Source organism: Caballeronia glathei (genome assembly GCF_000698595.1).
GTDB classification, from domain to species: Bacteria; Pseudomonadota; Gammaproteobacteria; order Burkholderiales; family Burkholderiaceae; genus Caballeronia; species Caballeronia glathei.
The window spans coordinates 16,157-36,447 of sequence record NZ_JFHC01000074.1 but is presented as its reverse complement, the minus strand read 5'-3'; the positions used below and the strand labels follow the sequence as shown (position 1 = coordinate 36,447).

The following is a 20,291-nucleotide window of genomic DNA, read 5'->3' as shown; positions in this document are numbered from 1 at the left end:
CCGTCCTCGCTTCGCTCCGACGCAAGGCCGTCACACCAATCGCTTCGTTTTTTCTGTTTAGCCACGCGTACTGCGGCGCTGTTGCTGTGACTCGGAGCCCGGTACACCACCAGAATTACCTTTCGTCGTGCACGCAGTGCCGAGACGGATGAATGACTGCCTTACCACTTCGTTTAAGGGTGCGAGGGCGCAGTGGGTCCGCGTGCCTATCCGATCAACCAACAGAGAAGGACACTCCCACGGTCGGGCCACTCGGAATGACTCAATCGTGGTCACGTCCTAACACCGCTGACCCCATAGCTGCTTTCTTTGGTTACTTTCTTTGCAGCAGCAAAGAAAGTGACTGCCGCCCCGCACAGGGGCGAAGCTAATAGACCAATAACAAAACAAGCTTCATGAGGGCACAGGCGCATCAAACAGTTCTACAACCGTCCAACCCAAGCGCCAGCGGCATCACCAGACCAAGCACCAGCGACCTCCCCCCGCATGCTTGCGCGCAGCAGCAAAAAAAGCCCTAGAGCATTTCGAGCCCTCGCTTGCCCCTGGGCGGCGTGAACTGTCCATCGATCCGCGCAAGCTCATCGCGCGAGAGCGCAATTCCCGCCGCAGCCCGGTTCTGCTCCACATGCCCGACACTCGACGCTTTCGGAATCGCGAACACCTGATCCTGCTGCAAAACCCAGGCCAGCGCGATCTGAACCGCCGACACGCCGCGCGCAGCGGCAATCTCATCGAGCACGCTTTTCTTCGGCAGCCGCGCATGATCGACAGGGCTATACGCCATCGCAGGCATCGCGCGAGCCCTCATCCAAGGCAGCAAATCAAATTCCGGCCCGCGACGCGCAACGTTATAAAGAACCTGATTGGTCGCGCACGCATTGCCGCCATCGAGCGAAAACAGCTCCTCCATGTCGTCGGTGTCGAAGTTGCTCACGCCCCAGTGGCGGATCTTGCCGTCGCGCACGAGCTTCCCGAACCCCGCGACCACGCCCGCCAGATCCTCGCCCCCGCGCCAGTGCAGCAGATAAAGATCGAGCCGGTCAGTCTTCAGCCGCCTGAGGCTGCGCTCGCACGCGGCCTGCACGCCGTGCTCCGAGCCGTTGTGCGGATACACCTTGCTCACCAGAAACACGTCGTCACGCACGGCCCCGAGCGCTTCGGCAATCAGCTTCTCGCTCTCGCCGTCGCCGTACATCTCGGCCGTATCGACGAGCGTCATGCCCAGCTCGACGCCCGCACGCAACGCGGCGATTTCCGCCTGGCGCGCATTCGGCCGCTCGCCCATTTCCCAGGTGCCCTGGCCGAGCTTCGGAATCGCCTCGCCTCCCGGCAAGGTGACAGTCGGTATCGGTTGGATCATCGCGGATTCTCCTTGAAGCACGTGTCGCACTCGAAGCACGTATCGTACTTGGCCCGGCGAAAGTGCGCGCCGGTTCGTTCATCCGCGTTGATTGCTTGAGGTCTGCGGGTCTGCGCTCCGTCAGACGAGCCCCACCACCAGCGGCCCGAGCAGCGTCAGCAGCACGTTCGCGAGCGCGTAGGTGATCGCGAACGGCACGGTCGGCACGGCGCTCGCGGCCTTGTCGAGCACGCCGCCGAACGCCGGATTCGCACTGCGCGAGCCGGACAGCGCGCCGGCCAGAATCGCCGCGTTGTCGTAGCGCAGCACGTAGCGGCCGAACAGCATCGTCAGGAGGAGCGGGAACAGCGTGACGAACACGCCCAGCAGGAAGATCGTCAGGCCGCTCTCCTTCACCGTGACGACCGCCTGCAACCCTGAATTGAGCCCGACCACCGCGACGAACGCCGCCAGACCGAAGTCCTTCAGCAACTGTGACGCCGCCGGCGGCATCACGCCGTACATCGGATGCTTGCCGCGCATCCAGCCGAACAGAAGGCCCGCGAGCAGGCAGCCGCCGCCCGAGCCGAGCGTGAGCGGAATGCCGCCCACGTCGACGACGATGAGCCCGATCAGCAAGCCAAGCACGATGCCGACGCCCATGTAGATGAAATCGGTCTTGTCGGTGTAGGGCAGCTCGTAGCCGGCGGCTTCGACGGCGCGTTTCGTGTCCTGCGGCGAGCCGTAGAACGTGATCACGTCGCCGTGTTCGAGCTGCGTTTCGGGCAGGATCGGCAGCGGCTTGCCGACGCGCTGGATCTCGTGGATAAACACGCCGTGCCGCAAATCACGATCGACCGTCGCGCGCACGGCCGCAATCGTCGTGTGGTTCATGCCGCGGCGCGTGAACACGCCGCGCCGCTTCTGCATCACGACGCTGATGCCGTCGGTGTCCGCCACCTCCTCGCCGATCTGCGACGCCGCGCCCACCATCACCTCGCGGCGGCCCACCACGAGCACGATGTCGCCTGCTTCGAGCCTCACGTCCGGGCGCGGCTCGAGCGCCTTGCCCGCGCGGCGGATGCGCTCGATGGCGATCATGTCCTGCTCCGCCATTTCGACCTCCGCGATCGTGCGCCCCGCGGCACCGCGCACCCGGAAGGCACGCCCGACGAGCATCGGCAGCGCGGACGTCTGCCCCGGACCGGCGACGGGGGCGCCGCCCGCGAGCTTCTTCTCGGCTTCGATCGAGGCGTCGCTCAGGCTCTGCCCCATGAACCTCGGCAGCAGGTTCACGCAGACGAGAATCGCGCCGAGCGAGCCGAACACGTAGGTCACCGCATAGGCGACCGCGACGTCCCCCTGCAGCGCCTTCGTCTCGCCGGGCGAAAGGCCGAGCCGCGCGATGGCGTCGCCCGCCGTGCCGATGATCGCCGACTGCGTGAGCGCGCCGCCCGCGAGGCCGGCGGCAAGCCCCTTGTTCAGCCCGAAGATCCGCGCGCAGACGACCACCGTGACGAGCGCCGACACGGCGAGAAACACGGCCATCGCGATTTCGCGCAGCGTCTTGCGATTCAGCGAATTGAAGAACTGCGGCCCGGAATCGTAGCCCACGGCGTAGATGAACACGGCGAACATCACGGCCTTCACGCCGTTGTCGATCTGCACGCCCGCCTGGCTGATCACGACCGCGGCGAGCAGCGACCCGCCCACGCCGCCAAGCTGGAACTTGCCGAAATTGATCTGGCCGATCAGGTAGCCGAGCGCAAGCGACGCAAACAGCGCAACTTCCGGTGATTTCTGGAAGACCTGGTGTAGCCAGTCCATCGAGTCCCTCGCTGGTTGTTTTTGCTTCGCCCGCCCGGCCCGCTCAGCCGACCCGGCCCGCCAGCCCGACGATCAGCGGGCCGAGGAGCGGCAGCAGGACGTTCGAAAGCGCGTAGGTGATCGTGTAGCCGATGACGGGCGTCGAATTGCCGGTCACGCCCACGAGCGCGCTGATCGCCGGCGTGCTGCACTGCTGTCCGGCGATCGCGCCGAGCAGCATCGGCACTTCGAGCCTGAGCAGCATGCGCCCGACCACGAGCGAGACGAGCGCCGGCCCGAGCGTGATGACGATGCCCGTGATCGGCAGCGCGAGGCCGTACTCGCGGATCAGCCGGATCGCGTCGGGCCCCGCCGAGAGGCCGACCGCCGCGATGAAGGTGCACAGGCCGAAGTCCTTCAGGATCTGCGCGGCGCCCGAGGGCAGCGAGCCGATCAGCGGATAGCGCGAGCGGATCCAGCCGAACAGAAGCCCCGCGAGCAGGCACCCGCCGCCCGTGCCGAGCGTCAGGTCCACGCCGCCCACCCGCGCGCTGAGATGCCCGATCCCGATGCCCGCGAGCACGCCGAGCCCGAGAAACACGAAGTCGGTTTTTTGCGTCGCGCGCACGATGTAGCCGAGCTTGGCCGCGCCGCGCGCGACGTCGTCCCTTGCGCCGACGAGCGTCAGCACGTCGCCGCGGTGCAGCTCCGTTTCGGGCAGCGCGGGAATCGTGCTGTCGAGCCGCGTGACGGCGGCGATGAACACGCCGCGCGCCTCGGCGGGCGCCGCGCGGGCGCGCACCTCGGCGACCGTCAGGCCGTGCACGCCGCGATGCGTGAGCATGACGTCGAGCCTGTCGGCGTAGACGTCGGTGCCGTCGGCGGCGAACATTTCATCGCCGATGTCGGGAATCGCCGCGACGACCGCCTCGCGCCGCCCGCCGATCAGCACGCGGTCGCCCTCCTTCAGCACCACCGCGGGCTGCGCCTTGATCACCGAGCGTGCGCGCGTGACGCGCTGCACGCTCACGTTGTGGCCGTAGCGCGCTTCGAGCTCGCCGATCGTCTGCCCCGCCCCGCGCGTCACCCGCAGTTCGCGCCCGACGAGCGGCGGCGCCGCGAGGCTCTGTCCTTCGGTGAGCGCACCGTCGCCGCCGAGCGAGCGCCAGAGGCGCTCGGCCTCATCGCGCAGGTTCACGCGCAGCAGGAGCGGCGCGAACTGGGTCGTGAAGAGCACGATGGTGACGAGGCCGAACAGGTAGCTGACGCTGTAGGCCGTCACGATGTTCGCCTGCAGCCGCGCGGTTTCTGCGGCCGGCAGGCCGAGCCGTCCGATCGCCTCGGACGCGGTGCCGACCACCGCCGACTCCGTCGCCGCCCCGGCGAGAAGCCCCGCCGCCGTGCCCTGGTCGAGCTTCAAAAGCGCGACCGCGCCGAGCACGAGCGCGATCACGACGACGATCTCCACGATCGAGAGCACGCCGTAGCGCCAGCCGCGGCCGATGTTGGCGAAGAATTGCGGCCCGCCGGTGAAGCCGAGCGCAAAGATGAAGAGCGCGAACGCGATGTTTTTCAGGTCTGGGGAAATGCGCGCGCCGCTCTGTCCGAGGATCAGCGCGACGATCAGCGTGCCGCAGACGCCGCCCAGCTGAATCGGGCCGAGCTTGAACGACCCCACGAAAAAGCCGATGGCGAGACTCGCAAACAATGCGATTTCGGGCTGTGCCGCCAACAAGTGCCAAAGCATGAGTTATTTTGTCTCGTTGTTAGTGGCGACTCGCTCTCGCAATCATCCGGGTTGCCGATAGCCGGATAAAAATGAAACCAATATGAATGCCCGAAAAACGATAAATAAAATCACCTTGAAAAAGTCAAACTTGGCGCTCTCTGCCATTATTTGCGAGTCCGCGCGTGCACCTCAATGAACCGATTAATAATTATGCGGCTGCCGAATTGACGCACCAGCGGAAAGCATGCCTTCAAAGCCTTGCCAGTATTCGCTTTCGCCGTTCATTGCCCCGCCCGGTCGGCCGCGAGCCAAACGCATATATCACGCTTGTCGCCATGCCTCCACCAATAAGGAAGGTGCGCGAAAACCCTTACCCGCGCGGACCGCGCACTATGGCTCAATTGTGACAATAACCATAGGGTAATGCCGTCCATCATTTAAATATTGTAATTCTCACCGAGTGTCAATATTATTTTACCGACGGTCTCAAAAATCCGATGTATACACAGCGTGTAATGCATCGATCTAGCGGCACATCAACGAGGGACACGACGATGAACCAGATACATGCAATGCGCGTATTCGTGCGTGTGGCGGAAACTGAGAGCTTCCGCCGCGCCGCACAGCAGCTGGATGTTTCGAACGCACTCGTGACGAGATCGATCGCCATGCTCGAAGCGCACCTGCGCACCCGACTGATCAATCGAACCACCCGCAATCTTTCCCTCACCGAAGCCGGCACGCGCTATCTGGAAGGCTGCCGCGCGCTGCTCGAAGAACTCGATAATCTCGAATCGGCCCTCGCGCATACCGAAGGCGAGCCGAGCGGCACGCTGCGCGTCGTCGCATCGAGCTCGCTGTCGCTGCTCACGCTCACGCCGCTCATCGACGGCTTCCGCAGGCTCTACCCGAAGGTGAACGTGCGGCTCACGCTCGCGGAGCGGCACGTCGACCTGGTGGAGGACGGCTACGACGTCGGCATCGTCACGGCGTTCATGGTGTCGAGCACGGCGCTCGTCGAGCGGCCCGTCGCGACCAATGCGCTGATTCCCGTGGCGACCCCCGCCTATCTCGCCGAGCACGGCACGCCGAAGACGCCGCTCGACCTGCCGGGCTATCCCTCGGTCGGACTGCCGAGCGAGATGCGCAGCTGCACCTGGCATTTCCGCCATTCCCACGGCAGCGCCGACCAGATCACGCTCGCGCCCGTCTACACGGTCAACAGCGCGCTGATGGTGCGGCTCGCGACACTTGCCGGCATGGGCTTCTCGATCCTGCCCGAAGGGCTCGTTTCCGCCGACCTCGAATCCGGCGCGCTGGTGCGCGTGCTGCCCGACCATTCGATCGACGACCCCGAAATGAAGGTGTCGATTGTCTATCCGGGGCGCCAGTATCTGCCCGCGAAGACGCGCTTCTTCATCGACTACACGCTCGAGCGGCTCGGCCAGCAGGTGACGGGCGGCGCGGAGCGCCCCGACATGATCCTCACGCGCCTGCCGGGCTTCATACCGGTCGTGACGCCGGGCACGCCCGCGCACGCAAGGGCCAACTGACGACGCCGCGAGCAGGCCGTGCCGACCCGGTTCGGGCCGCACGGCAGGACGGCACGACGGCCGGTGTTGTGCGTTCGGTGTGCGGCATCGTGGCGGGCTTCGGCATGAGCCGCCGCCACGGTCCGGACGCGCCCTAGTCTTCCTCGCCGTACTCGGGCGCGTTCGCGTCCGGGGCCGCGCACATCTCGCGCAACAGCTGCGCTTCGCGCTCGTGCACTTCCACCGGCATGCACAACGCACCCGCGTGCGCCAGATAGCGCGCGCGATGCTGCCCGTTGCGAAACGCCACCACGCCCTCGCGGCTCATGCCGAGCAGGCCGAGCAGCCCGGGCGTGCGCCGCACGCTGATCGTCACATACGGCATTTCCGGCACGCGCGGATTGTCCGGGTCCAGAAACTCGCGAATGCCTTTCACCTTGCCCGCATGCCAGTCGCTCACGGCCTTGAGCACGTAATCGGTGTCGTCGCGATCGGCGCACATGAGAAGCTTGCGCACGTCGACGAGCACGACCTGATGACGCGAACCGCATTCGCTGAAAACGCGCTTCAGGCGCACGAAATCGAAGTAGGGGTGACTTTGCAGCCGTACGATCCAGACCGTCTCGGCAGCGGGTGGTGCGACCATCGAACCGTTGTTCGGCATAGTGCTCGGAGCCAGCTACGCACGCTCGATGCGCACGTTTCACGATACAAACTTTTACACCCTACCGGCCGTTCGTGAAAGCGTCATGACGGGCACGGCTCGTGCTGTGTTGCGTGAATCAAACGACATCTTTCGAACGACCATCGGACCCACTACCGGAGACAGGTTGAACGCTCGCCCTGACCTGATCGTCGCGCGTCCGGAAGGGCTTTACTGCCCCGCGGGCGACTTCCATATCGATCCCTGGCGCCCCGTTAAGCGGGCCGTTATCACGCATGCGCACGCCGATCACGCGCGCTCCGGGCATCGGCACTATCTCGCGGCCGAGCCCGGCGTGGGCGTGCTGCGCTCGCGGCTGCCGGGCATCGACCTGCAGGGCGCAGCTTACGGCGAGCGCATCGTCATCAACGGCGTCACGGTGTCGCTGCATCCGGCGGGGCACGTGCTCGGCTCGGCGCAGGTGCGTGTCGAACACGGAGGGCGCGTGTGGGTCGCATCCGGCGACTACAAGATCGAGCCGGACCCGACCTGCGCGCCGTTCGAGCCCGTGCGGTGCGACACGTTCATCACCGAATCGACCTTCGGCCTGCCGATCTACCGGTGGGAGCCGTCGCAAGGGGTATTCGACGGCATCGATTCGTGGTGGCGGCATAACGCGTCGCAGGGGCGCGCCTCGGTGCTCTTCTGCTACAGCTTCGGCAAAGCGCAGCGCATTCTCGCGGGCGTCGATCCTGCGATCGGGCCGATCTTCTGCCACGGCGCGGTCGAGCCGGTCAATCGCGCGTACATGCAGGCGGGCGTGGCGCTGCCGCCGGCGCGCCTCGTCTCGGAGATCGCGGCCCGCGACAGGGCGGCGTTCAACGGCGCGCTGATCGTCGCGCCGCCGTCCGCGCAGGGCAGTGCGTGGATGCGCCGCTTCGGCGACTACAGCGACGCCTTCGCCTCCGGCTGGATGCGGCTGCGCGGCACGCGCCGCCGCCGCGGGCTCGATCGCGGCTTCGTGCTGTCGGACCACGCCGACTGGCCCGGCCTGCAAAGCGCGATCGGCGCGACGGGCGCGGAGCGCGTGATCGTCACGCACGGGCAGATCGAGCCGATGGTGCGGTGGCTGCGCGAACAGGGGCTCGAAGCGGGCGCGTTCGCGACCGAATACGGCGACGACGCGATCGAAGCCGACACGGCGCCGGACTCCGCCGCGGCAAGCGAGGACGGAAGCGGAGACAACACACGATGAAACGCTTCGCCGCGCTCTACGCCGCACTCGACGCCACCACGTCGACGAAGGACAAGCTCGAAGCGCTGAGCGCGTATTTCTCGGCGGCGGCACCCGAGGACGCGGCGTGGGCGTCGTACTTTCTCGCGGGCGGCAAGCCGCGCCAGTCGGTCTCGACCCGCACGCTCACCGAACTCGCCCGCGAGCGCGCGGGGCTGCCGGAATGGCTTTTCGACGAGTCGTATCAGGCGGTCGGCGATCTCGCCGAGACCATCGCCCACATCCTGCCGCCCGCCGCGCGCGAGTCCGAACTCGGGCTCGCGCAGTGGATCGAGGAACGCGTGCTGACGCTGCGCGGCGCGAGCCCGTCCGAGCTGCGCGAGCGCCTGACGGGCTACTGGGACGAACTGAACTGGAGCGAGCGCTTTCTCCTCACCAAGCTGATCGGCGGCGGATTTCGCGTCGGCGTGGCGCGGCAGCTGGTCGTGCGCGCGCTCGCGGACGTGGCGGGCGTCGATCACAAGCGCATCGCGCAGCGCATGGTCGGCTGGACCGATTCGCGCCAGCCGCCGAGCGCCGCGCGCTATCTGCGGCTGATCGCGCCCGAGAGCGCAGGCGAAGACACCGGCGCGCCGCACGAAAGCGATCTCGGCCTGCCCTATCCGTTCTTTCTGGCGCATCCGCTGCAGGCCGGCCCGGCGACGCTCGGCGAGCCCGCCGACTGGCTCGCCGAATGGAAGTGGGACGGCATTCGCGCGCAACTGGTGAAGCGCGGCGGCCGCGTGTGGCTGTGGTCGCGCGGCGAGGACCTGATCACCGAGCGCTTTCCCGAACTCGCGTCGCTCGGCGCGGCGCTCGCGGACGGAACCGTGATCGACGGCGAGATTCTCGCCTGGGAACCCGGCGCAGACGCGCCGCTGCCGTTCGCGCGGCTGCAGCCGCGCATCACGCGCAAGTCGCTGACGAAGAAGGTGCTCGCGGACTCGCCCGCGGCGTATCTCGCCTACGACCTGCTCGAAGCCGACGGCGACGATCTGCGCACGACGCCGCTCGCGCACCGCCGCGCGAAGCTCGATGCGCTCGCCGCGGGCCTCGGCGAGACACTCGCCGCCGATCTGCTGCGGGTGTCGCCGCTCGTCAAGGCGAACAGCTGGGACGCGCTCGCGGCGCTGCGCGAGGAAAGCCGGGCGCGCGGCGTCGAAGGCCTGATGCTGAAGGAGCGGCAGTCGATGTACGGCGTCGGGCGCACGAAGGCGTCGGGCACCTGGTGGAAGTGGAAGATCGACCCGTACGCCGTCGACGCCGTGCTGCTCTACGCGCAGCGCGGCCACGGCCGGCGCGCGAGCCTCTACACCGACTTCACGTTCGCCGTCTGGGACGAGGCGGACGGCGTGCGCACGCTGGTGCCGTTCGCGAAGGCCTACTCGGGCCTGACCGACGAGGAAATGCGCCAGGTCGATGCGATCGTGCGCAAGACGACCGTCGAGAAATTCGGGCCGGTGCGCAGCGTCACGCCGACGCTCGTCTTCGAAATCGGCTTCGAAGGCATTCAGGCGAGCCCGCGCCACAAGTCGGGCATCGCGGTGCGCTTTCCGCGCATGCTGCGCTGGCGCACCGACAAGTCGATCGAAGACGCCGACACGCTCGACATGCTGAACGGCTTTCTCGACGGGGCGGCGTCATGAACGCGCCGGATGACGCGAAGCGCCCCTCCCCACGCCCGCGCCGCGTGCCGAAGACACGCGCGGCGCAGGCGAAGGCCGACGCCGCCGCCGAACGCTTCCGGCCCGCGCCGTTCGCCGTGGACGCGGCACAGGCGGCCAGGCCGTTCGACGAGCGCGTGGCGCACTGGTTCGCCGAACGCGGCTGGGAACCGTTCGACTTCCAGCGCGAAGTCTGGCGCGAGATCGGGGATGGTGCGAGCGGCCTTCTCCACGCGACGACCGGCGCCGGCAAGACGTGGGCCGTGTGGCTCGGCGCGCTCGCGGCGTTTGCCGGCTCGAAGCCGCGCACGCTGCCTGCGCCGCTGACGGTGCTCTGGATCACGCCGATGCGCGCCCTCGCCGCCGACACCGCCCGCGCACTGCAGGACAGCGTGACGGCGCTCGCCGTGCCGTGGACCGTCGGCCTGCGCACCGGCGACACGCAGTCGGCCGAACGGGCGCGCCAGAACCGCCGCATGCCGTCGGCGCTCGTCACGACGCCGGAGAGCCTCACGCTGATGCTCACGCGCGCCAATGCGGGCGAGGAGCTCGCGCATGTGCGGCTCGTCGTCGTCGACGAATGGCACGAGCTGCTCGGCAACAAGCGCGGCACGCAGACGCAGCTCGCAATTGCGCACCTCGCACGCCTCGCCCGCCTAGCGCACCGGCGCCCCGGCGTGCAGGTGTGGGGCCTCTCCGCCACGCTCGGCAACCTGCCGCTCGCCCACGATGCCCTGCTCGCACCCGTGCGCACGCGGCGCGTGACCGTGCGCGGCGTGCAGCCGAAAACGCTGATCATCGACACGCTGATTCCCGACACCATCGAACGCTTTCCGTGGGGCGGGCATCTCGGCGTGCGGCAGGTCGGGCCGGTCGCGGACGAGATCGCGCGCGCGGGCAGCTCGCTCGTCTTCACGAACACGCGCTCGCAGTCGGAGATCTGGTATCGCGCGCTGCTCGAACTGCGCCCCGACTGGGCCGGACTGATCGCGCTGCATCACGGCTCGCTCGACCAGGAAGTGCGCGAATGGGTCGAGCTCGGCCTGAAGAACGGCCAGCTGAAAGCCGTGGTGTGCACGTCGAGCCTCGATCTCGGCGTCGATTTCCTGCCGGTCGAGCGCGTCTTCCAGATCGGCTCGCCCAAGGGCGTCGCGCGCCTCATGCAGCGCGCCGGACGCTCGGGCCACGCGCCCGGACGGGCCTCGCGCGTGACGCTCGTGCCGACGCACGCGCTCGAACTCGTCGAAGCGTCGGCGGCGCGGTGCGCGGTCGGGGAGAACCGCATCGAGGGCCGCGAGATGCCCGGGAAGCCGCTCGACGTGCTCGTGCAGCACCTCGTGACGATTGCGATCGGCGGCGGCTTCACGGCGCCCGAACTCTTCGACGAAGTGCGCACGACTCGCGCGTACCGCGACCTGACGCAGCAGGAATTCGACTGGGCGCTCGCGTTCGTGGAGCGCGGCGGCACATCGCTTGCGGCGTATCCGGACTACCACCGCGTGCTGCGCGGCGACGACGGCGTCTACCGCGTGCCGCGCGAGGATCTGGCACGACGCCACCGGAACAACGTCGGCACGATCGTCGCGAACGCGACCATCAACGTGGCCTACATGACGGGCGGGCGCATCGGCGCGATGGAGGAATCGTTCATCTCGCGCCTGAAACCCGGTGACGTCTTCACGTTCGGCGGCCGCGCGCTGGAACTCGTGCGAGTGCGCGACATGACCGCCTACGTGAAGCGCGCGAGTTCGTCGCGCGGGGCGATGCCGCAATGGGCGGGCAGCCGCATGCCGCTCTCGTCGGAACTCGCGGATGCCACGCTTGCGATGCTCGCGCGGGCGAACGACGGCATCTACGACGAGCCGGAAATGCGCGCCGTGCGGCCGCTCCTCGAATTGCAGGCGCAATGGTCCGCGCTGCCCGCGCCGGGCATGCTGCTCGCCGAGTCGATCCGCTCGCGCGAAGGCCATCACTTCTTCTGCTATCCGTTCGCGGGACGCACGGCGCATATCGGCCTCGGCTCGCTGATCGGCTGGCGCGCGGCGCGCGAACAGCCGGGCACGTTCTCCATCTCGATGAACGACTATGGCTTCGAGCTGCTGTCGGCGCGGCCCTTCGACTGGGAAACGCTGATCGAAGACGGGCTTTTCTCCGCAGAGCGTCTGGAGCACGACATCCTCGCGAGCCTCAACGCGTCGGAACTCGCCGCGCGCCGGTTTCGCGAGATCGCGCGGGTCTCGGGGCTCGTCTTCCAGGGACACCCGGGGCAGCAGAAAAGCGCGCGCCAGTTGCAGGCGTCGAGCGGGCTCTTCTACGAAGTCTTTCGCAAGCACGACAGCGGCAATCTGCTGCTCGCGCAGGCCGAACAGGAAGTCATGCTGCAGGAACTCGAACTCGAACGCATGCGCGCCGCGCTTCGGCGGATGAGCGCGAGCCGCCTCGCGCTCACGCACCCGAAGAAGCCGACGCCCTTCGCGTTCCCGCTGATCGTCGCGCGGCTGCGGGAAAAGGTCAGCACCGAGAAGCTCTCGGACCGCGTCGAGCGGATGCTCGCCGACCTCGAAAAGGCGGCGCGGACATGACGGCCGGCACGCTCACCGTCGATGTCGCCGGCCACGCGCTGCTGCTTTCGGCCGGGCGCGCGGCGTTCGATCCGCAGCTCTGCGCGCTCTTCATCGCCGATGCGCATTTCGGCAAGGACGCCGTGTTCCGCGCGCGCGGCATTCCGGTGCCCGCAGGCACGACGGGCGAGAGCCTCGCGCGGCTCGATGCGCTCGTGAAAACGCACCGGCCGGCGTCGATCGTGTTTCTCGGGGATCTGCTGCATGCCCGCGAGTCTCACGCGCAGGAGACGCTCGACGCCCTGTCGGCGTGGCGTGCGCGGCATCGGGCGTTGCGGCTCGTGCTGGTCGAAGGGAACCACGACCGGCACGCGGGCGCGTTGCCGGATGCGTTCGGCGTCGAGATCGTGAAGGAGCCGTTCGCGATGGGGCCGTGGGCGCTCTGCCATCACCCGCGCACGGTCGACGGCGCCTACGCGCTCGCCGGGCATGAGCATCCGGTCTATCGCGTCGCGACGCGCCTCGACCGGGCGCGCCTGCCGTGCTTTCGCTTCGGCGCGCGCGCCGGGGTGCTGCCCGCGTTCGGCGGCTTCACCGGCGGATTCGAGGTGAACGAGCGCGCGCGAGGCGAGGCGATCTATGTCGTCGCGGGCGAGCGGGTGTTCGGCGTAAGGACGTGAGCAGGGGTGTGCGTCAGTGATAGATCGTCTTCGACGACTTCAGCTTCGTCAGCGTCCCGCGCTGATATTTGTACCAGCCCTCGGTGCTTTTCAGTACCACTTCGTCGCTCTGCCAGTAGACGCCGACGAGCTTGAGACGCCGCCCGATGCGCTCGAGCGCAGGCGGATTCCTGCGAAAGTCGTAGAGCACGACGCCATCGTTCGACTCGACCAGCATCCGCGCCACGGTTTCCCGCGGCCCCGAGAGGTCGTCGAAATGCTGCAGGCGGGACGCGTTGAGCCGGTCGAACGCGCGCTCATCGATCTGCGCGACATACGCGGCGCCCTCGCGCACGAACTGCAGCGATCCGCCCGCGGTCGCGATCGGCCCGCTGTCGCTGCTTTGCGCGTGCGCCGTGCCCTGGAGCACGGCAAGGATTGCAGCCAGAACGAATCGCCAGCGGTGGGTCATGTGAGTCCGTAGGAGTGGGATGAAGATCAGACCATAGCGGCTGGCGGCCGGGGGCGCAACGCGGCGCTTTCCCGACACTTCCCGTTGCACCCCGGCAACGGCGCAAAGCGAAACGAATCGGCATGCACCGGCCGGTATTTAAAAGATCCGTTCACATCGGACGGATCGCATGCAAGAGTCGTGCGCCGTCCAGCCTTTCAAAAAAATAAACGCCCGCGCGCGAGCGGGCCGTATTAGGGTTTTCACCAGCACGAGCAGGCACGCTTCGGTACAATCCGGCGCTTCACCTGTCGCTTCACGCCTGCGTCGTTCACTCCGAAAACGCGCGTCGCGACGAGACTTGCGCGCCGCGTCCGCTCCCGCCATGCCTTTGCCCCTTCTCGCTCTCGCCATTGCCGCGTTCGGCATCGGCACGACCGAATTCGTCATCATGGGCCTTCTGCCCAACGTTGCGCGCGATCTCGCCGTGTCGATTCCGGCCGCCGGCATGCTCGTCTCCGGCTATGCGCTCGGCGTGACGGTGGGCGCGCCGATCCTCGCCGTCGTGACCGCGAAGATGCCGCGCAAGAAGGCGCTGATGAGCCTGATCGGCGTGTTCATCGTGGGCAACCTGCTGTGCGCGATCGCGCCGGGCTACTGGATCCTGATGGGCGCGCGCATCGTGACGGCGTTCTGCCACGGCGCGTTCTTCGGCATCGGCTCTGTGGTCGCCGCCGACCTCGTCGCGCCGAACCGCCGCGCGCAGGCCATCGCGCTGATGTTCACGGGCCTCACCCTCGCGAACGTGCTGGGCGTGCCGCTCGGCACGGCGCTCGGCCAGGCGGCGGGCTGGCGCGCGACCTTCTGGGTCGTCACGCTGATCGGCCTCGCCGCAGCCGGCGCGCTCGCGCTTTGCCTGCCGAAGCACATCGAAATGCGCGACACGAGCATCCTGCGCGAATTCAACGTGCTGAAGAACCCGCAGGTGCTGATGGTGCTCGGCATCAGCGTGCTGGCGTCGGCGAGCCTCTTCTCGGTGTTCACCTACATCACGCCGATCCTCGAGGACGTCACCGGCTTCTCGCCGCACGCGGTCACGCTCGTGCTGCTGCTGTTCGGCCTCGGGCTGACGGTGGGCAGCACGCTCGGCGGCAAGCTCGCCGACTGGAAGCTGCTGCGCTCCCTGCTGTCGTTCCTGCTCGCGATCGTCGTGATCCTGACCATTTTCTCGACGACGATGCACGCCGCCATTCCCGCGCTGGTCACGATCTTCCTGTGGGGCGTGCTCGCGTTCGCGATCGTGCCGCCGCTGCAGATCCTGATCGTCGACCGCGCGAGCGACGCCCCGAACCTCGCCTCGACGCTCAATCAGGGCGCGTTCAACCTCGGCAATGCGACGGGCGCGTGGCTCGGCGGCATGGCGATCGGCGCGGGCATGCCGCTCACGTCACTGCCGTGGGTCGGCGTGCTGATGGCGTGCGGCGCTTTCGGGCTCACGCTGCTCTCGGCGTCGCTCGACCGGCGTGCAAGGCGCCTCGCGATCGGGCAAGCTGCCTGACACGGCAACGTGCCCCTGGCTGTCGATGAAACGCATTCTCTCGCGTGACTTTCTCGCGCTGATCCTGAGCGTCGCGGTGGTCGGGCTCGGCCTCGGCGCGACGCTTCCCCTCACCGCGCTCGCGCTGACGCAGGCGGGCTACGGGACCGATGTCGTCGGCCTGATGACCGCGATGCAGGCGGGCGGCGGGCTCGCCGTCGTGCCGTTCGCGAGCCGCATCGCGGGGCAGTTCGGCGCCCGCGAGACGATCGTCGCGACCGTGATCATGGTGGCGGGCGCGACCGTGCTGATGCAGTTCACGGTGAACCTGTGGGTCTGGGCGGCGCTGCGCGCACTGTGCGGCGCAGCGCTGATGCTGCTTTTCACGATCGGCGAGGCGTGGGTCACGCAGCTCGCCGACGATTCGACGCGCGGGCGCGTCGTCGCGATCTACGCGACCAATTTCACGCTTTTCCAGATGGCGGGACCGGTGCTGGTGAGTTTCATCGGCGGCTGGCAGGCGAGCCGCTTCGCGCTCACCGGCGCGATCTTCCTGTTCGCGCTACCCGTGCTCATGCTCATCCGCGGCGCGCCTCCGCTGCACGGCCCGGATGAGCAGGCGCCGCACGAAGCATCTTCCGGCTGGCGTCACGTGCTGCCGCAGATGCCGGCGATCGTGATCGGCACCGGCTTCTTCGCGCTCTTCGACACGCTCGCGCTCTCGCTGATGCCGCTCTTCGCGATGTCGCACGGGGTGTCGGCCGAGGTGGCCGTGCTGTTCGCCTCCGTGCTTCTCCTCGGCGACACCACGATGCAGTTCCCGATCGGCTGGCTTGCCGACCGCTTCGGGCGCATGCGCGTGCATATCGTCGCGGCGGTGGTGGTCGTGGCGCTGCTGCCGCTCTTGCCGTGGGCCGCGTCGCGGCCGTGGGTCTGCTGGCCGCTCCTCTACGTGCTCGGCGCCGCCGCGGGCAGCATCTACACGCTGTCGCTCGTTGCGTGCGGCGAGCGTTTTCGCGGCGCGGCGCTGGTGTCGGCGACGTCGCTCGTCGGGGCTTCGTGGAGTGTGGCGAGTTTCGGCGGGCCGGTGATCGCGGGCGCGCTCATGCGCCAGAGCGGCCCGAACGCGCTGATCGCGGTGCTGCTCGCCAGCGCCGCCGCGTTCCTGCTCGCGGCGGGCTGGGAGGCGCGCAGGCAGCGCGCCGGATCGGCGGCCTGACGCCCCGCGCGGAAGGGGCCTGCGCGAAAGGGTTTGCACCCGCCGCGGCAACCGTCTGACGGCCTGCGCGCGGAAGGGCCCGTTCCCGAACCCGGTTCGCGCGGGCGGGCCGAGTTCGGTCCGGCTCGCCGGTTCAGCCCGCCGAAGCAACGGCGCGCGCCGCCAGGATCTGCCCGGCGCACGCCCCGAAACCCACCCGATAGCCGTCGCCCTGGCACCAGCCGGTGAGCGTCAGCTCGTCGCCGTCCTCGATGAACGTGCGTTCGCCGCCCGTCGCGAGCGTGATGGGCCGCTGGCCGTTCCAGGTACTCTCCAGCAGGCTGCCGCACGAATCGGGCGTCGGTCCGCTGATCGTGCCCGAACCCATCAGGTCGCCGACGCGCGTATTGCACCCCGCCACCGTGTGGTGCGCGAGCTGCTGCGCCATCGACCAGTACATCAGTCTGAAGTTGGTCCGCGAGATTTTCGTGGCCGTCGCCGCGCCTTCGGGGCGCAGCGTCACTTCGAGTTCGATGTCGAACGCATGATCGCCTTCGTGGCGCAGATACGCGAGCGGCTGCGGGTCCTGCGCGGGCGTCGCGGTGCGAAACGGTTCGAGCGCGTCGAGGGTGACGATCCACGGCGAAATCGTGGTCGCGAACGTCTTCGCGTTGAACGGCCCGAGCGGCACGTATTCCCACTGCTGGATGTCGCGCGCGCTCCAGTCGTTGAGCAGCACCATGCCGAAGATATGCGACTCGGCGTCATTGCACGCGACCGGCTCGCCGAGCCGGTTGCCCGCGCCGACGATGAAACCCATCTCCAGTTCGATATCCAGCTTGCGGCACGCGCTGAAAACCGGCCGCTCTTCGTTCGGCAGCTTGATCTGGCCGTTCGGACGGCGCACCGGCGTGCCGCTCACGACCACCGACGACGCCCGCCCGTTGTAGCCGATCGGCATCTCCGACCAGTTCGGCAGGAGCGCGTTCTTCGGGTCGCGGAACATGCAGCCGACGTTGGTCGCGTGCTCCTTCGACGAATAGAAATCCGTGTAGCCGGGAATATCGACCGGCAGATGCAGCGTCGCGTCCGATTGCGGCACGAGCGCGCGCTGACGCAGCGCCGCGTCGTCGCGCAGCGTCGCGGTGTCGCGCGCGAGCAGGCCGCAGAGCGCGATGCGCACGCTGCGCCACGCGTCGCGGCCGAGCGCGATGAAATCGTTCAGGCGCGGCTTGGCGAAGACGTTGCCGCCGCCTTCATCGTTGCCGCAGGTGAGCAGTCCCGCCTGCGCGAGAACCGCCAGATCGACGATCCATTCGCCGATCGCCACGCCCGCGCGCGGGGCCGGGTTGACAGCGTTGCTGAAGATGCCGAACGGCAGGTTCTGGATCGGAAAGTCGCAGGCCGGGTCGTTGGCCGATTCGATCCAGCTTTTCAGCGCGGGGTTCAGGGTGGCCTGAAGGGTTGCGGGCGTGCTCATCGTTGCTCCGGATTGAAATGTTTGGTGAGCCCTTGCCAGCACTCGTAGTAATGCGCCTGCAGTTGCGCGGTGTCGAGCGCGTACTGCGTCGGCTTGATCAGCGTGCGGGTTTCGAACATGAACGCCATGGTGTCGCCGACTTTCGCGGGCTTCGACGTATCGATGTTCGACGCCTTCTCGAACGTGCCCGCATCCGGACCGTGGCCCGACATGCAGTTGTGCAGGCTCGAGCCGCCCGGCACGAAGCCTTCGGCCTTCGCGTCGTAGGCGCCGTGCACGAGCCCCATGAACTCGCTCGCCACGTTGCGGTGGAACCAGGGCGGGCGGAACGTGTCCTCGGCGGCGAGCCAGCGCGGCGGGAAGATCACGAAGTCGATCGTGTCGACGCCCGGCGTGTCGCTCGGCGCCTGCAGCACGAGGAAGATCGACGGATCGGGATGGTCGAAGCTGATCGAGCCGATCGTGTTGAAGTGGCGCAGGTCGTACTTGTAGGGCGCGTAGTTGCCGTGCCACGCGACCACGTCGAGCGGCGAATGGCCGATGTCCGCGCGCCACAGCACGCCGTTCATCTTCGCGACGAGCTCGAAGTCGCCCTCGCGGTCCTCGTAGGCGGCGTGCGGCGTGAGGAAGTCGCGCGGGTTGGCAAGGCCGTTCGAGCCGATCGGGCCCAAGTCGGGCAGTTGCAGCAAGGCGCCGAAGTTCTCGCAGATGTACCCGCGGGCGCTTGCGTCGGGCAGCGTCACGCTGAAGCGCACGCCGCGCGGAATGACCGCGATCTCGAACGGCTCGACGTCCAGCCGGCCCATTTCGGTCGCGATCGCGAGGCGCCCTTCCTGCGGGACGATCAGCAGTTCACCGTCGGCGCTGTAGAAAAAGCGGTCCTTCATCGGGCGGTTCGCGGCGTACAGGTGAATCGCGCAGCCGGTCATCGATTCGGCCGCGCCGTTGCCCGCCATCGTCACCCAGCCGTCGATGAAGTCGGTCGGTGCGGCGGGCATCGGCAGCGGGTCCCAGCGAAGCTGGTTGGGCGGCGTGGGCGGCACCTCGGCGAAGTTCGCGACGAGCTTTGCGCGCAGCCTGTCGCCGCTCACCTGCGTGAACGGCAGATGCACGGCGGCCGGGCGGATCCGGTAGAGCCACGAGCGCCGGTTGTGGCTGCGCGGCGCCGTGAACGCGGTGCCCGACAACTGCTCGGCGTAAAGGCCGTACGGCGCGCGCTGCGGCGAATTGCGGCCGATCGGCAGCGCGCCGGGCAGCGCCTCGGTGGCGAAGTCGTTGGCGAAGCCCGACTGGTAGTGGACGTTCGTGTCCGTGTGAGTCTCGAACGCTGGCATGGCGTTTTCCCTTGATTGAATTCCGGTGGCGTCCGTCACCCGCCGCAGCCGCGCGGCGCATTTTGAGACGGGTCGATCAATTACGAATAGTAAAACCAATTACGAATAGTGAAATAAACGTTAACCCTTACGGCGCTATGTGCGCTGCATATCAATATGTGAATTTTGTGTAAACCGACGCGGCGGGCGCTGCTACCATCGACCCATGCCCTCATTGCGGCGCCCCTTTCGAGCACTATGAGCCTGTGAATCCATGATCGCTCCGACTGTCCCCGAACTCGTCTCCAAGGCAGCGGAACACCCGTTCCTCGGCGCGCACATCGTGATGGGCGATGGCGAGCACGCAGGAATGGCGCTCGCCCAATACCGGGATGTCGCGCTCGCGAGCGCCTATGAGCCGATCTTCGATGTCGGCACGCACAGCTTTCCGCAGACGCTCACGGCGTCACCGGAAAGTGCCGAGCGTTTCGGCGACGAACTGGGCGTCGAGGCGCTGACGCTCCTCGCGGACGGCGAGCCGAACGCTCTCTTCGCGCAGGTCGAGGACGACCGCGAGCTAGTCGATCTCGACCGCCTGTCGCGCGCGCTGCATGCGTTCAATTTTTTCGGCACGCAGCGCCCGGGCCTGCTGTTCCTGCGCGTGCACGAGCGGCTCCTGAAGAGCGTGAAATACGATCACGGCCTGCACTTTTCATCGGTGCTGATCGATTTCGGGCTGAATCCTTCGCGGATCGTGATCGAGCTGCCGGCAGCGGCCGTCGCGCACAAGACCTTCCTCGGCTACCTGACGAAGAGCTATCAGCACTACGGGTTCAAGGTCGCGGGCAATCTGCCGAACGCCGGCCAGATCATGTCGGTGTCGGAGATGGCGCGGCTCGACTTCATCAAGATGGACGCGGGTGCCGCGCTGCGCGACTCGGTCGTGAAGCATCTGGTCGGCTACGCGAACCGGCTCCGCATTCCCCTCATCTTCAGCCACGTCAACGACGAAGCGCAGTTCGACGCCCTTCAGCAATTCGACGTGCGCTTCGTGCAGGGCCCCGTGTTCGACGCGCATCCCAGCCACGCGCGATGAGCGCGTGACA

Annotated in this window: 15 protein-coding genes; 8 read left to right on the top strand and 7 right to left on the bottom strand. The window is 67.7% G+C overall.

What is annotated here, in order from left to right:
* Positions 1-514: 514 nt before the first annotated feature.
* The 3 genes from BG61_RS31725 to aspT (BG61_RS31715) all read right to left on the bottom strand — a co-directional run bounded on the left by BG61_RS31725 (position 515) and on the right by aspT (BG61_RS31715) (position 4,892).
* Positions 515-1,360: an aldo/keto reductase gene (locus BG61_RS31725; protein ID WP_035926556.1), complete on the bottom strand. Its 846-nt coding sequence runs from the start codon at positions 1,358-1,360 to the stop codon at positions 515-517.
* 120 nt (positions 1,361-1,480) lie between these two features.
* A complete protein-coding gene (aspT, locus tag BG61_RS31720) occupies positions 1,481-3,166 on the bottom strand; it encodes an aspartate-alanine antiporter (protein ID WP_035926559.1) in 1,686 nt (561 codons plus the stop codon).
* Positions 3,167-3,209: 43 nt separating this feature from the next.
* On the bottom strand, positions 3,210-4,892 hold the full coding sequence (aspT, locus tag BG61_RS31715; RefSeq protein ID WP_035926561.1) for an aspartate-alanine antiporter: 1,683 nt from the start codon (positions 4,890-4,892) through the stop codon (positions 3,210-3,212).
* 536 nt (positions 4,893-5,428) lie between these two features.
* Between aspT (BG61_RS31715) and BG61_RS31710 the strand changes: the two genes are divergently transcribed.
* Entirely contained in the window at positions 5,429-6,427 is a 999-nt protein-coding gene (locus BG61_RS31710; protein ID WP_051672922.1) for a LysR family transcriptional regulator, read from the top strand.
* Positions 6,428-6,560: 133 nt separating this feature from the next.
* Here BG61_RS31710 and BG61_RS31705 read toward each other — a convergent pair whose 3' ends face one another.
* On the bottom strand, positions 6,561-7,070 hold the full coding sequence (locus BG61_RS31705) for a plasmid fertility inhibition factor family protein (RefSeq protein WP_035926563.1): 510 nt from the start codon (positions 7,068-7,070) through the stop codon (positions 6,561-6,563).
* 166 nt (positions 7,071-7,236) lie between these two features.
* On the opposite strand from BG61_RS31705, the gene BG61_RS31700 reads away from it, so the two are divergent.
* The 4 genes from BG61_RS31700 to pdeM are packed head-to-tail and all read left to right on the top strand — an operon-like array spanning position 7,237 to position 13,227.
* Positions 7,237-8,304, top strand: a complete 1,068-nt coding sequence (locus BG61_RS31700; RefSeq protein WP_035926566.1) for a ligase-associated DNA damage response exonuclease — start codon at positions 7,237-7,239, stop codon at positions 8,302-8,304.
* Positions 8,301-9,968 carry an ATP-dependent DNA ligase gene (locus tag BG61_RS31695; protein WP_035926570.1) on the top strand — a complete coding sequence of 556 codons (1,668 nt, stop codon included), beginning with the start codon at positions 8,301-8,303 and terminating at the stop codon, positions 9,966-9,968. Before BG61_RS31700 ends, BG61_RS31695 begins: the two co-directional genes overlap by 4 nt.
* Entirely contained in the window at positions 9,965-12,568 is a 2,604-nt protein-coding gene (locus BG61_RS31690) for a ligase-associated DNA damage response DEXH box helicase (RefSeq protein WP_035926572.1), read from the top strand. The genes BG61_RS31695 and BG61_RS31690 overlap by 4 nt, the downstream gene beginning before the upstream one ends.
* Positions 12,565-13,227, top strand: coding sequence for a ligase-associated DNA damage response endonuclease PdeM (gene pdeM, locus BG61_RS31685; RefSeq protein WP_035926575.1), 663 nt, complete (start codon positions 12,565-12,567; stop codon positions 13,225-13,227). Before BG61_RS31690 ends, pdeM begins: the two co-directional genes overlap by 4 nt.
* A gap of 13 nt (positions 13,228-13,240) precedes the next feature.
* Here pdeM and BG61_RS31680 read toward each other — a convergent pair whose 3' ends face one another.
* Positions 13,241-13,678, bottom strand: coding sequence for a hypothetical protein (locus BG61_RS31680; RefSeq protein ID WP_035926577.1), 438 nt, complete (start codon positions 13,676-13,678; stop codon positions 13,241-13,243).
* Positions 13,679-14,042: 364 nt separating this feature from the next.
* Here BG61_RS31680 and BG61_RS31675 point away from each other — a divergent pair, with 364 nt between their 5' ends.
* The gene (locus BG61_RS31675) at positions 14,043-15,215 is read left to right on the top strand and encodes an MFS transporter (protein ID WP_035926580.1); all 1,173 of its coding nucleotides are present in this window, start codon (positions 14,043-14,045) and stop codon (positions 15,213-15,215) included.
* A gap of 25 nt (positions 15,216-15,240) precedes the next feature.
* Positions 15,241-16,413 (top strand): MFS transporter, encoded by a 1,173-nt coding sequence (locus BG61_RS31670; protein ID WP_035926737.1) that lies wholly within the window; start codon positions 15,241-15,243, stop codon positions 16,411-16,413.
* Positions 16,414-16,546: 133 nt separating this feature from the next.
* On the opposite strand, the gene fahA is transcribed toward BG61_RS31670, so the two are convergent.
* Together fahA and hmgA are read right to left on the bottom strand one after the other, a co-directional pair.
* Positions 16,547-17,872, bottom strand: a complete 1,326-nt coding sequence (gene fahA, locus BG61_RS31665) for a fumarylacetoacetase (protein WP_035926583.1) — start codon at positions 17,870-17,872, stop codon at positions 16,547-16,549.
* Positions 17,869-19,206 carry a homogentisate 1,2-dioxygenase gene (hmgA, locus tag BG61_RS31660; RefSeq protein WP_035926586.1) on the bottom strand — a complete coding sequence of 446 codons (1,338 nt, stop codon included), beginning with the start codon at positions 19,204-19,206 and terminating at the stop codon, positions 17,869-17,871. Before hmgA ends, fahA begins: the two co-directional genes overlap by 4 nt.
* Positions 19,207-19,459: 253 nt before the next feature.
* Here hmgA and BG61_RS31655 point away from each other — a divergent pair, with 253 nt between their 5' ends.
* The gene (locus BG61_RS31655; protein ID WP_035926588.1) at positions 19,460-20,281 is read left to right on the top strand and encodes an EAL domain-containing protein; all 822 of its coding nucleotides are present in this window, start codon (positions 19,460-19,462) and stop codon (positions 20,279-20,281) included.
* The last annotated feature ends 10 nt before the right edge of the window (positions 20,282-20,291 follow it).

What these genes read in the sequence shown, in the direction of transcription:
- BG61_RS31710 (WP_051672922.1), top strand. Translation starts at nt 5,429, where the DNA reads ATGAACCAGATACATGCAATGCGCGTATTCGTGCGTGTGGCGGAAACT.
- BG61_RS31670 (WP_035926737.1), top strand. Translation starts at nt 15,241, where the DNA reads ATGAAACGCATTCTCTCGCGTGACTTTCTCGCGCTGATCCTGAGCGTC.
- aspT (WP_035926561.1), bottom strand. Translation starts at nt 4,892, where the DNA reads ATGCTTTGGCACTTGTTGGCGGCACAGCCCGAAATCGCATTGTTTGCG.
- pdeM (WP_035926575.1), top strand. Translation starts at nt 12,565, where the DNA reads ATGACGGCCGGCACGCTCACCGTCGATGTCGCCGGCCACGCGCTGCTG.
- aspT (WP_035926559.1), bottom strand. Translation starts at nt 3,166, where the DNA reads ATGGACTGGCTACACCAGGTCTTCCAGAAATCACCGGAAGTTGCGCTG.
- BG61_RS31705 (WP_035926563.1), bottom strand. Translation starts at nt 7,070, where the DNA reads ATGCCGAACAACGGTTCGATGGTCGCACCACCCGCTGCCGAGACGGTC.
- fahA (WP_035926583.1), bottom strand. Translation starts at nt 17,872, where the DNA reads ATGAGCACGCCCGCAACCCTTCAGGCCACCCTGAACCCCGCGCTGAAA.
- BG61_RS31690 (WP_035926572.1), top strand. Translation starts at nt 9,965, where the DNA reads ATGAACGCGCCGGATGACGCGAAGCGCCCCTCCCCACGCCCGCGCCGC.
- BG61_RS31655 (WP_035926588.1), top strand. Translation starts at nt 19,460, where the DNA reads ATGATCGCTCCGACTGTCCCCGAACTCGTCTCCAAGGCAGCGGAACAC.
- BG61_RS31725 (WP_035926556.1), bottom strand. Translation starts at nt 1,360, where the DNA reads ATGATCCAACCGATACCGACTGTCACCTTGCCGGGAGGCGAGGCGATT.
- BG61_RS31695 (WP_035926570.1), top strand. Translation starts at nt 8,301, where the DNA reads ATGAAACGCTTCGCCGCGCTCTACGCCGCACTCGACGCCACCACGTCG.
- BG61_RS31680 (WP_035926577.1), bottom strand. Translation starts at nt 13,678, where the DNA reads ATGACCCACCGCTGGCGATTCGTTCTGGCTGCAATCCTTGCCGTGCTC.
- BG61_RS31675 (WP_035926580.1), top strand. Translation starts at nt 14,043, where the DNA reads ATGCCTTTGCCCCTTCTCGCTCTCGCCATTGCCGCGTTCGGCATCGGC.
- hmgA (WP_035926586.1), bottom strand. Translation starts at nt 19,206, where the DNA reads ATGCCAGCGTTCGAGACTCACACGGACACGAACGTCCACTACCAGTCG.